The organism is Thalassobius sp. Cn5-15 (assembly GCF_022347685.1).
Lineage (GTDB): Bacteria > Pseudomonadota > Alphaproteobacteria > Rhodobacterales > Rhodobacteraceae > Thalassobius.
In genome coordinates, this window is the sequence record NZ_JAKRGF010000006.1 from 127,970 (window position 1) to 139,622 (window position 11,653).

Annotated in this window: 10 protein-coding genes; 4 read left to right on the forward strand and 6 right to left on the reverse strand. The window is 58.3% G+C overall.

What is annotated here, in order from left to right; translation table 11 throughout:
* Nucleotides 1-13 precede the first annotated feature (13 nt).
* The 3 genes from MHM86_RS13730 to MHM86_RS13740 all read left to right on the forward strand — a co-directional run bounded on the left by MHM86_RS13730 (nucleotide 14) and on the right by MHM86_RS13740 (nucleotide 3,389).
* On the forward strand, nucleotides 14-1,468 hold the full coding sequence (locus MHM86_RS13730; protein ID WP_239200581.1) for an aldehyde dehydrogenase family protein: 1,455 nt from the start codon (nucleotides 14-16) through the stop codon (nucleotides 1,466-1,468).
* A 22-nt stretch (nucleotides 1,469-1,490) separates the two neighbouring features.
* Nucleotides 1,491-2,231 (forward strand): SDR family oxidoreductase, encoded by a 741-nt coding sequence (locus tag MHM86_RS13735; RefSeq protein ID WP_239200583.1) that lies wholly within the window; start codon nucleotides 1,491-1,493, stop codon nucleotides 2,229-2,231.
* 135 nt (nucleotides 2,232-2,366) lie between these two features.
* Nucleotides 2,367-3,389, forward strand: a complete 1,023-nt coding sequence (locus MHM86_RS13740; protein WP_239200584.1) for an aspartate-semialdehyde dehydrogenase — start codon at nucleotides 2,367-2,369, stop codon at nucleotides 3,387-3,389.
* 72 nt (nucleotides 3,390-3,461) lie between these two features.
* On the opposite strand, the gene zapE is transcribed toward MHM86_RS13740, so the two are convergent.
* Nucleotides 3,462-4,523 carry a cell division protein ZapE gene (zapE, locus tag MHM86_RS13745; RefSeq protein WP_239200705.1) on the reverse strand — a complete coding sequence of 354 codons (1,062 nt, stop codon included), beginning with the start codon at nucleotides 4,521-4,523 and terminating at the stop codon, nucleotides 3,462-3,464.
* A 141-nt stretch (nucleotides 4,524-4,664) separates the two neighbouring features.
* Here zapE and MHM86_RS13750 point away from each other — a divergent pair, with 141 nt between their 5' ends.
* A complete protein-coding gene (locus tag MHM86_RS13750) occupies nucleotides 4,665-5,903 on the forward strand; it encodes an MFS transporter (protein WP_239200586.1) in 1,239 nt (412 codons plus the stop codon).
* Here the strand turns inward: MHM86_RS13750 and MHM86_RS13755 are convergent.
* From MHM86_RS13755 to MHM86_RS13775, 5 genes are all read right to left on the reverse strand, one after another.
* Nucleotides 5,900-6,823 carry an ornithine cyclodeaminase family protein gene (locus tag MHM86_RS13755; protein WP_239200587.1) on the reverse strand — a complete coding sequence of 308 codons (924 nt, stop codon included), beginning with the start codon at nucleotides 6,821-6,823 and terminating at the stop codon, nucleotides 5,900-5,902. The genes MHM86_RS13750 and MHM86_RS13755 overlap by 4 nt on opposite strands.
* Nucleotides 6,820-7,278 (reverse strand): YaiI/YqxD family protein, encoded by a 459-nt coding sequence (locus tag MHM86_RS13760; protein ID WP_239200588.1) that lies wholly within the window; start codon nucleotides 7,276-7,278, stop codon nucleotides 6,820-6,822. The genes MHM86_RS13755 and MHM86_RS13760 overlap by 4 nt, the downstream gene beginning before the upstream one ends.
* The gene (fghA, locus tag MHM86_RS13765) at nucleotides 7,275-8,105 is read right to left on the reverse strand and encodes an S-formylglutathione hydrolase (RefSeq protein WP_239200589.1); all 831 of its coding nucleotides are present in this window, start codon (nucleotides 8,103-8,105) and stop codon (nucleotides 7,275-7,277) included. The genes MHM86_RS13760 and fghA overlap by 4 nt, the downstream gene beginning before the upstream one ends.
* A 139-nt stretch (nucleotides 8,106-8,244) precedes the next feature.
* On the reverse strand, nucleotides 8,245-9,564 hold the full coding sequence (locus MHM86_RS13770) for a hypothetical protein (RefSeq protein WP_239200590.1): 1,320 nt from the start codon (nucleotides 9,562-9,564) through the stop codon (nucleotides 8,245-8,247).
* A gap of 34 nt (nucleotides 9,565-9,598) precedes the next feature.
* Complete coding sequence (locus MHM86_RS13775) at nucleotides 9,599-11,617, reverse strand: ATP-binding cassette domain-containing protein (protein ID WP_239200591.1); 2,019 nt, start codon at nucleotides 11,615-11,617, stop codon at nucleotides 9,599-9,601.
* Nucleotides 11,618-11,653 lie beyond the last annotated feature (36 nt).

Sequence of the window (11,653 nt, forward strand, 5' to 3'; positions counted from 1 at the left end):
TAAAGGATACGCTATGACGGATGCGCTGAACTTGTGGTTTGACCCAACAAAATGCCTGATTAATGGCGCGTGGGTGACGCCTGCGTCTGGGCAGACCTTGCCATTGTCGAACCCCTCTACAGGGGAGGAGATTGGCGCGATTGCGCGTGGCACTGCTGCTGATATTGATATCGCAGTTGAAGCTGCCACGCGTGCATGGCAGGGCGATTGGGGGCGTGTTGCAGCGGTGGAACGGGGCCGCATTCTGCACCGCCTCAGTCAGCTGGTGCTGGAACGGGTGGAGGATCTGGCGCGGATCGAGGCTCTGGATGTGGGCAAGCCGTTGAAACAGGCACGCGCCGATGCCATCGCGCTTGCCCGCTATCTGGAGTTTTACGCTGGTGCTGCGGACAAGCTGCATGGGGCGACGATCCCCTATCAGGATGGCTACACCGTCTATACCCTGCGGGAGGCGCATGGCGTTACCGCCCATATCGTGCCGTGGAATTATCCAATGCAGATCATTGGCCGTTCTGTCGGCGCCGCTCTGGCAACTGGTAACGCGTGTGTATTGAAGCCGGCAGAGGATGCCTGTCTGACCGCCTTGGCCTTTGCCGATCTGGCGAAGGCTGCTGGCCTGCCGGATGGTGCGCTGAACGTGGTGCCGGGCCTGGGGGCAGAGGCGGGCGCGGCGCTGAGCGGCCACAGCGGTGTGCATCACGTCAGTTTTACCGGGTCGGTGGACACGGGCGTGCAGGTCCAAACAGCAGCGGCGCAAAACGTGGTGCCGGTGACGCTGGAATTGGGCGGGAAATCCCCGCAACTGGTGTTTGATGATGCCGACCTGGATGCTGCACTGCCGTTTCTTGTTAACGCAGGCATTCAGAACGCGGGCCAGACTTGTTCGGCTTCTTCTCGTATCCTTGTTCAACGCGCCGTCTATGATCAGGTGGTGGACCGAATGGCCGCTCGCTACGGCGAGTTACGTGTCGGCCCGGCGATGGCGGATCTGGACGTAGGGCCGTTGATCTCTGCCAAACAGAAGCGGCTGGTCGAGGGGTTCCTGTCCCAAGGTGCAGATCTGGAAATGGCCGCGCAGGGTGTGTTGCAGGATGCGCCCAGCGGCGGGAACTACGTGCCGCCGACGCTCTTCTGCGGTGTAGCGCCTGATCACAGCCTTGCACAGGATGAGGTGTTTGGCCCCGTGCAGGTGATTATTCCGTTCGGCACAGAAGAAGAGGCTGTCGCGATTGCCAATGGCACGGACTATGGCCTGGTCGCATCTGTCTGGACGCAGAACGGGGCGCGTCAGATGCGGTTGGCGCGGGCCATTCGCAGCGGTCAAGTGTTTCTGAACAATTACGGCGCGGGCGGCGGGGTGGAGCTTCCCTTTGGTGGTATCGGCAAATCCGGTCATGGCCGCGAAAAGGGGTTTGAGGCGCTTTACGGCTTCAGCACTCTGAAAACAGTCGCCGCCTATCACGGCTAAACAGAGAAAGAGGAGCAGTAGGATGAGACTGGCAGGAAAAACCGCGATTGTGACCGGCGGCGCCTCGGGCTTTGGTGCAGGGATCGTACGCAAATTTGCACAAGAGGGTGCAAAGGTCATAGTCGCCGATCTGAACATGGATCTGGCCCGTGATGTGGCGGCAGAGGTCGGCGGCATCGCCGTGCAGGTGGATGTCTCGCGCGATAAAGACGTCGCCGCGATGGTCGCCACCGCTAAGGCCCAGCTGGGCGGTATCGACATTCTGGTCAATAACGCAGGCATCACCCATCTGCCTACCCCGATGGAAGAGGTCAGCGAGGATGAATTTGACCGCGTCTTTGCCGTCAATTGTAAATCCGTTTACCTGACCGCCAAACACGTCATGCCGGTGATGAAAGCTGCAGGCAAAGGTGCGGTGTTGAACGTCGCCTCGACCGCCGGCCTTAGCCCGCGCCCGAACCTCAACTGGTACAACAGTTCCAAGGGTTGGATGATCACCGCGACCAAAACCATGGCTGTGGAATTGGCCCCAGCAGGCATCCGCGTCAATGCAATCTGCCCGGTGGCGGGGGAAACACCGCTGCTTGCCAGTTTTATGGGGGAGGATACGCCAGAGGTGCGGGCCAAGTTCCTGTCCACCATCCCGATCGGCCGTTTTTCCACGCCCGAGGATATGGGCAATGCTGCCTGTTTCCTGTGTTCGGATGAGGCAGGGATGGTCACAGGTGTGGCAATGGAGGTGGACGGCGGGCGCTGCATCTAGCGTCCTGCACCCCCAAACGCCCGCACGCGCGTGGATGTTTCGATACAATATAGTTGATCACATCCGCGCGAATCCCCTTTTTTACTTGTGTTTGTTCAGGTAACAGCGGCCTGTCCAAACCAAAGGAGAGTCCCAATGGGCTACAAAATCGCCGTTGTCGGCGCCACGGGCAACGTGGGCCGCGAAATGCTGAACATTCTGGCCGAACGCCAGTTCCCTGTTGACGAGATCGTTGCGCTGGCTAGCCGCAAATCTCAAGGCACCGAAGTGAGCTTCGGCGATACCACCCTGAAGACCAAAGACCTGGACACCTTTGACTTCACCGGCTGGGATATCGCATTGTTTGCCGTCGGCTCCACCGCGACCAAAGAATACGCGCCCAAAGCGGCTGCGTCCGGCTGTGTGGTCATCGATAACTCGTCCCTCTATCGCTACGATCCGGACATTCCGCTGATCGTGCCTGAGGTGAACCCGCAGGCGGTGCACGAGTACAAGAACAAGAACATCATCGCGAACCCGAACTGTTCGACTGCACAGATGGTTGTGGCGCTGAAGCCGCTGCACGACCGTGCGAAGATCAAGCGCGTTGTTGTGTCGACCTACCAATCTGTGTCCGGCTCAGGCAAGGATGCAATTGATGAACTGTGGAACCAGACCAAGGGCATGTATGTCCCCGGTCAGGAAGTGGACCCCAAGGTCTACACCAAACAGATCGCCTTCAACGTGATCCCGCATATCGATGTCTTCCTCGACAGTGGCGATACCAAAGAAGAGTGGAAAATGATCGCCGAGACGAAGAAAATCGTCGATCCGTCGATTAAAGTTACCGCCACTTGTGTGCGCGTGCCTGTCTTCGTCGGCCATTCGGAATCGATCAACATCGAAACCGAAGACTTCCTGGACGAGGATGAAGCTCGCGACATCCTGCGTGAAAGCCCGGGCCTGATGGTGATCGACAAGCGTGAGGATGGCGGCTACGTCACCCCGATCGAATGTGTTGGTGATTTCGCCACTTTCGTCAGCCGTATCCGTCAGGACGTCACCGTTGAAAATGGCCTGAACCTGTGGTGTGTCAGCGACAACCTGCGCAAAGGCGCGGCGCTGAACGCGGTGCAGATCGCCGAATTGCTGGGCCGTGAGGTTTTGAAGAAAGGCTGACTTGCAGTCTGACCAAATAGAAAAGGGCGCCCATTGCGGCGCCCTTTTGCGTTTCAAGAATGTGCGCTGAGGTCAGTCTTGCTGCCCCCAACTGGCAGATTGCATTTCGCGCAACCGGCTGGCGGTACGTTCAAATTCAAAAACGCCTTCGCCCTCGATATACAGGCTCTCTGGCTCATCGGCGGCGGATACGATCAGTTTGGTGCCCGCTTCATAGAGGGCATCAATCAAGGTTACGAACCGTTTCGCCTCATTGAAGTTTGATCGACCAAGGCGCGGAATATCCTCCAGGATCAAGACCTTCACGTTTTCCGCTAACGCCAGATAATCGCCCGCGCCCAACATCTTGCCACAGAGGTCATAGAAGCTGGCGCGCGCCACACCATTGCGGAACTGCGGAATTTCCACCTCGCGCCCCTTCACGGTCAGGATCAGCGGCCCAGCTGGTCCGCCGGTCAGATGCTCCCAAACCTCGCGGATTTTCTGGCGGCTGGTGTCATTGATAGGGGCGAAATACACCTCTTCGCCGGCCAAACGGTTCTGGCGGTAGTCATTTGGGCTGACCAATTCCCAAACACACATCTTTTCCTTCAGTATTTCGATGAAAGGCAGAAACAGCTGGCGGTTCAGCCCGTTTTTATACAGGTCATCAGGCACGCGGTTTGAGGTTGTCACGACGACCACACCGGCGTTGAACAGAATTTCAAACAACCGACCCACAATCATTGCATCGGTGATGTCGGTAATCTGCATTTCGTCAAAGGCCAGTACCTTCACCTCTTTGGCGACCTGCGTAGCCACGGGGGCCAGGCTGTCTTCGACTCCGTCTTGCCGTGCTTTGTGCATGGCGGTGTGGATTTCCTGCATGAAGGCATGAAAATGCACCCGCCGCGCAGGCACGTCCAGCTGATCAACGAACATATCCATCAGCATAGACTTGCCACGCCCAACACCGCCCCACAGGTACAGCCCCATTGGCGGCGGTGGCGCCTTGCGGAAGAAGCTTTTCTTCACCGGCTGAGCCAGTTCTGTACGGATGCGTTCAAATTCCGGCAGCACAGCTTCTTGCGCAGGGTCGGGGGTAATGTCACCTGTGGCGACACGTTGGGTGTAAAGGTCGATTAAACTGCTCATACTATCGCTGATAGCGAATTGAGCCGCGCCGGAAAAGGGGCGGCGCACCTGCGCCGTGCGTTTGGTGTTCGACCGCATACAATCTATCGTGTAGTGGAGTCGTGCGCGGCGTAGCCCGTCACGCCTGATGTTGAGGATCCAATGACCAAATCCAGCCCCTTGTTCACACCCGTTCTGATCGCGGGCTGTCTGATCATCATGATCAGCTTTGCAATCCGTGCCTCCTTCGGTGTGTTCCAGATCCCCATCGCGGAGGAACTCGGCTGGATGCGAGCAGAATTCAGTCTGGCGATTGCAATTCAGAACCTTGCGTGGGGCTTCGGGCAGCCGATTTTTGGGGCGATTTCGGAAAAGATGGGTGACCGCAAGGCGATCTTCTTCGGCGCTATCCTTTATGCGCTGGGACTGGTTGCATCGTCGGCGGCAGTGACGCCGGGGGCGATGCAGGCCTATGAGGTGCTGGTGGGTTTTGGCATCGCAGGAACCGGTTTCGGGGTGATTTTGGCCGTCGTCGGTCGTGCCGCAACGGATGAACACCGCGCCATGGCGATGGCGATCGCCACCGCGGCGGGATCAGCAGGGCAGGTCATCGGTGCACCTTTGGCAGAATGGTTGCTGGGTGTGATGTCGTGGCAGGGTGTGTTCCTGACCTTCGCCGCGCTGATCCTCGCGGTGCTGCTGACCCTGCCGATGATGCGCGCGCCGGAGGCGGCAAAACAGGTCGAAGCGGCGGAGAAGATGAGCGTGATCCTGGCCCGCGCTTTCCGGGATCCCAGCTACACGATGATCTTTCTCGGGTTTTTCAGCTGTGGCTATCAACTGGGCTTCATGACCGCGCATTTTCCTGCCTTTGTGACCGAAATCTGTGGTCCTATTCTGGCCGGTAGCTTGCTGCACACGGTGGGCATCACCACCACATCGGCGCTGGGGGCAGTGGCCATTTCGCTGATTGGTCTGAGCAATATCGGCGGCACTATTCTGGCAGGCTGGTTGAGCAATAGGTTTGCCAAAAAGAACCTGCTGGCGCTGATATACGCGCTGCGCACGGTGATCTCTTGTGTCTTCATTCTGGTGCCGATGACACCTGAAACGGTTCTGCTGTTTGCGGTCAGCATGGGGGCGCTGTGGTTGGCGACCGTACCGTTGACATCCGGCCTTGTCGCGCATCTATACGGGCTGCAATATATGGGCACGCTTTATGGTATCGTGTTTTTTAGCCATCAGGTCGGCAGCTTCTTGGGAGTTTGGCTGGGCGGACGGATGTATGATACCTATGGAACATACGATGCCGTATGGTGGGTGGGCGTTGGTGTTGGCGCGTTTTCAGCGCTGATTCACCTGCCAGTTCGTGAAAACCGACAGGCGCCTTTAGCAGCTTAGCCGTTCGCAGCACGCCAACTGTCTAAAATATGGCGACTGGTCATCAGATCCAGATGCGCGCCGCCGCCGTTTTTGAACAGGGTGATTTCATCGTTATTGCGGCGTTGGAAGGCGGCCAGATCATAGTAATCCGCAATCAGGTGATCGCGCTCGATTGCGCCAGATTTCAGTGGGATTTCCACCTCGCCGATATGGCCAAGGGTGGTGTCAAAACTGTCAACAAAAACACGGGCGCGTTGCAGCGCCTCATCATCTGCTTCGCGCATATCAGGGCGGTAAGCGCCAATCAGGTCGATGTGTTGGCCGGGCTTTAGCCACGCGCCTTTGATCAGCGGTTCAGTGACCATAGTGGCGCTGGTCACAATGTCGGACGCGCGCACCGCAGTTTCCAGATCCTCCGCCACCTGCATGCCGGGAAACTCCGCTGCAAACTTATGCGCTTTTGCCACTGTTCGGTTCCAGATGGTAAAGCGTGCGTTAGGGAAGGCTGCACCATAGGCTTGTCGCAGTGACCGACCTACGGTTCCGGCGCCCACGATCAGGATGTCGCGGCTGTCAGGGCGCGCCAGACGGGTTGCGGCCAACAGGCTGTCGCCGGCGGTTTTCCATTTGGTGACCAGGTGGAAATCAACCAGTGCCGAAAGCAGCCCGTTTTTATCATCATAAAGCGAGACACCGCCATTCACCATCGGCTGCCCGGCCATCGGATTGCCCGGAAAGATCGTCGCCGATTTTACCGCCAGTCCCAATCCGTCAATCCACGCCGCCCGATTGAGCAGTGTGTCATCCCCACGATAGAGGAAATTATCGGCAATCTCTGCCTTCGGCAGTTCGTGCCCCGCCGCCAACGCCTCGATAAAACTGAGCCAGTTTAGCGATGCTTCGCCGGCCTCAAAATCGATGATGGGGATGGTTGTCATGGTCTCTCCTTCAGGGCCTTGCGCAGGCAGCGTTCCAGCGCGTCGAGGAAGTGGGACCGGTCTGCCTTTGAAAATGGACGCCCGCCGCCCTGACGGAAGGGATCGGCGGCGCGCAGGTCGGTCATCAGATCGCGGGTGGCCAAGGCGTTGCCAACGTTCGCGGCGGTTAGCGCCTCGCCATTTGGTTTCAGCACCTGTGCGCCATTGGCGACGACCTTGGCCGCCAATGGAATATCACTGGTGATCACCACATCGCCCGTTTTGGCACGATCCGCGATCCACATGTCGGCCACATCCGGCCCCTCAGGCACGATGATGTTTTCGACAAATGGATTTGGGGACGGGCGCAGCCCCCCGTTGCTGACCACTTTCATCGCGATGCGGTGACGGGTTGCCACACGCTCGGCCTCGGCCTTTACCGGGCAGGCATCCGCATCGACGAAGAGGGTGGTCATGAATACAGCGCCTCCGCATGGAAGGCGATGTGGTCTTCCATGAAGGTCGACACGAAGAAGTAGCTGTGATCATAGCCTTTTTGCAGGCGCAGCTGGGCGGGAACACGGGCTGCGGTTACCGCTTCTGCCAGCGCTTCGGGCATCAATAGATCGATGAATTGATCGCTGCTGCCGGTGTCGACCAACAGGGGAATGTCCAAACCCTTGTCGCGCATCAACAGCGTGGCGTCATGTTTTGCCCAAGCTTCTGGCGCATCACCAAGGTATGCCTGCAATTGCTTGCGGCCCCAGTCACCGGCGGTGGGGTTGCAGATCGGCGCGAAGGCCGAGACAGATTTGAACCGTCCTGGCAGGTTCATTGCCAGCGTCAGTGCACCGTGGCCGCCCATAGAGTGACCGGTGATCGACTGACGATCTTCGTCGACGGGGAAGTTGGCGGTGATCAGCCGCGGTAGTTCATCGGCCACATAGGACCACATGTTGAAATGCGGGGCCCAAGGTGTCTCTGTTGCGTCGACGTAGAAACCGGCGCCCTGACCCAGATCGTAGGCATCATCATTGGCCACCCCTTCGCCGCGCGGCGACGTGTCGGGAAAGATTAGTGCGATACCCTGTTCCGCGGCCCAAGATTGTGCGCCGGCCTTCACCATGGCGTTTTCATGAGTGCAGGTAAGGCCCGACAGATACCACAGGGCTGGCACCGGACCATCCTGTGCCTCTTCGGGCAGGAACAGGCCGAAGGTCATGGTGCAGCCAGTGACTTCGGATTTGTGGGAATAGACGCCTTGGGTGCCCCCAAAGCAGCGGTTTTCAGAGAGTGTTTCCATACCGGCGCGTCCTTTGGCTGGTGGGCACCGGCTCGGCCGGATGCCTGATGCAAGTCTTGTTGCGGATATGGCTACATCGCACCGTCATATGGGGGCAAGGGAGAGTTGTAAAAATATCGGTCTGGTGTTGTTGGCGCGTTCAGGATCCGTTTGCAGGTTTTGTTGGCAAGGGGGTGATTTCCAGCCAAGCAGGCTGAAAACCCGCCGCATCTGTTCTTTGAGCGGTGTCTTTAGATCGGTGGGCACCGGCCTGCGATGTTGGCGCGTCTGCTGCAACATTGCGGGGGCTGCGGAACAGTTGGCCGATGCGACGCTGCAGGTCGATGCGTATCGGGGCGGCCGTCAGGGTGATTTGCGCGCTTGCTTTGCCGTCCATGACACTGAAATACCGGATGACCCGTGCTTTCCAATGCGGATCCACGATATTGTGCGGGGTCAATTGGAAACGGATATTATATCGGCGAACGGGCGAAAGGTGACCTTTATCCAAGGTGATTTTGGCGATCTTTGCGGGCACTGCAGGTGCTCTTAGTGGCAGGCCCGAGATCCGGAAGAACGCTGTGTCACCTTCGGAGAGCGCTTCGGCGATTTCCGCATCTACCTGTGCGGTGGCGGTGTAGTCATCGCCCTCGCTGATAACCTGCGCGACAGTGATGTCCATGTCGAACCGGCTGCCAGGGTGCAAGGTGCGTTGCCGCGTCAGTGTGCCTGCCTGCGGGCTGCGCAGGAAAGGGTCGTTTAGCAAGGCCTCAATCGCTGCACGGCGGGTTTTTAGGGTGTCGTACTCATGTGTCAGGCCCCTGATCTGATCTGCTATTACGCGTTTCTGTGTGCTGATCAATTTTTGCAACTCAATCTTGTGATGCTCAACCTCGATTAAGAGGGTCCGTTCTGCGATTTCCTGCGCCATCTGGCTGGAGATCAGATCCTGACCAGAAAGGTGCGCCAGTGTAGTGCCCGCACGGTGCTGCTGCAGCCGCAAGCGTTGATGCAGGGAGGCAATGTGATGCTCTAATTCGCTTCGGGCAAGGGCCTGTGTCGTTTGTATTGTCTGACAACGATTGAGCGCGTTGGTCAGTCGTATTTCCCCCTCAGCCGATGCGTCGGGGGCAAGAGGTGAGATTTCTGGTGTCGCGGGCTTTTTCGGGCGCGGCGTCAGCAGGCATTGGCGTTCACGTTGGTTGGTCTGTATCGTGGTGTGAAGCTCTACCAGCTCTGCTTGCAGAATGTCAGTGTCATAGTGCAGTACTGCTTGGCCACGTGAGAGCAGATCGCCATTTTGGACCAAGACCTCTGATACAGGAATGTGCGCGCCTAATGTCAAATCCTGCTGAGCGGTTTCCTGTTCCAGCGATCCTTTGAGGGTGAGTGGCGGGGCGATTTGTTCCCTTTCTGCAGCGAGCGCCATCAGCCAGATGACACCGGCCAGTGTTGTCCAGCACAGGGCTAACAACAACATACGCTGCGGTCTAAACCGTTGCGGAACCTTCGTATCAATCTGCGGTCTGTGCATCTGGCTTTGCCTCAGCAGACGGGGGGGTGTTATTGGCCTTGCGTGGGTCGTAGATTGCGATTGCCACTTCTAGCCAATGCTGATTGTCAGGGCGTGTGTTCTCCACACTCAGGCTGTCACGCACTATGCGGGCAAGGGGCGTATCGGTCAGAGGGGCGTCCCCCCGAGCCTGCGTTGCGGCCCGTTCCAGAGCGCCACTGGACAGGGGTTGTGCCTGCCGCATGCGTAGGACACATTGTCCGGCGAACAGTTTGATTTCAAAGCAGACAGATTGAATTGCGCTGGGCATGTCGGTGCGACAGGCGAGAGTCAGCATTTCATTTGCAACCATACAAACCGCGCGTCGATTTGCGCCGTCGCCGTCACGGCGGAATTGGGCATTGATCCAGCTGTCTAATGCATCTTCGCTTTCTAATTCGCAGGGCGCGACGAAACGTTGCCAGCCGGCTGAGGCGCGGGCGCGCATTTCCGCAGCGGGTGCCATTTCCACCAACCGCCCGTTCTGCAGGTTAATCAACTGATCGCAGGCTTCAAGCATGGCGCGATCTTCGGTGGCAACCAGAACGGTTGCACCGCGGCGAACCTCATCTCGCAATCGGGTGAGGAGGGTGCTGCGCAGCATTTCGGGGCAGCCATCCTCAGGGCGATCCAAGAGGTACAGAGAGGGCCGGAGGCAAACCGCGCGCACAAACCCCAGTGCCTTTTGTTCGCTATGTGACAGTTGCGTTGCATTGCGGCAGTTCAGAATGCGTTGCGTGGTGTCTGCGTTGTGCAGCAGTGATTTCAATAGGTACTCTGCCCGCCGCGCCATTTCGCCGGTCGGGTGCATCAGATTTGCCTGTCCACTGTCCGGGATTATCAACGGGCGGGGGGGGAGGTACACCGCCGCTGCTGCCTGCACTTCCGTGTTACGATCCCAAGGCTGCAGACCGTTGAGCTGTACCAGCCCCTGTACCTCTAGGTCTGTCAGATCATGAGGGGCTGAAAGCGCTTTCATCAATAGTGATTTTCCGGAAAAACTGTCCCCGACAAGCGCGACCATACTGCCGACGGGCAGATGGAAGGACAGATCATGCAACAGTCGCTGGCCATCTGCAGTACTGACTGACAGGCGGTCCACCCAAAGCCCGCTGTCCGGTGTTACCGTCAAATCTTGCCGTTCGGGCAGGAGGGTTATGGATCGCGCGCGTCCGGTCTGTTCCGGATCCGCATAGGACCTGATCTGCCAGAACCGCATGAGGGCCACAGTAATGCCCAAGGTTATCAAGGCGACCGGTGTAATCGCAGCGGGGGTCAGGACCTCGCGCATTGTCAGCCAGCTGGCAAGGGTAAAACCGGCAATGAAAGTAGACGCCACCACGGCCTTCATCAGGGCATCGACAGCGGGCGGTCGGCGTGTTGCCTGCCATAGGAGGTCCAGACCACGTTGATCACGTCCGCTGAGGACCGAAGCAGCTTCTTCCGGTAGGTTTTTCCAGGCGTGTTCATGAGGAAGCGCCCGTGCAAGAGGCCGTGTGACCACCCAACCCAGTAGCGCACCGCCCATGGGCGCCAACGCCAGAAGAGGATGCAGCATGAAAAGGCCACCGGTGGCCAGGCACGCTGCAATCAATCCCCCAATGGGCCCACAGCGACGGCGCAGATCGGGATAGCCTATCAGCGCTTGCGCGTGACCCATTTCAAAAACCAAAATGCCTAGAACAGGCACAAGCGCACTAAAGCCCAGAACAGGTGCATATATCTCAATCCCTTCGAGCGCGACCAGTTGATGCAGGAACAGAGCGAAGATGACGAGTGCCCCGTAGCAGAGCGCCGTGCCGAAGGTGAACATTGCAGACAGGGCCGCGGCCCAGGCAGGCGTGCTGCGATCCCGCGTCATCAACTGAGCCGGCGTAACTTTTGCAGCAGCGGGTGGCTGGGCGGTTTCAGAACGCGCTTCTTTCCCCTGTACGGGCCGTGATTTGGGGGCCCAATCCGGTGAAAACATAGTGTCAGACATCGCTTGTTCCCTTGGCCAGATTCCTTTGCTTGCGAT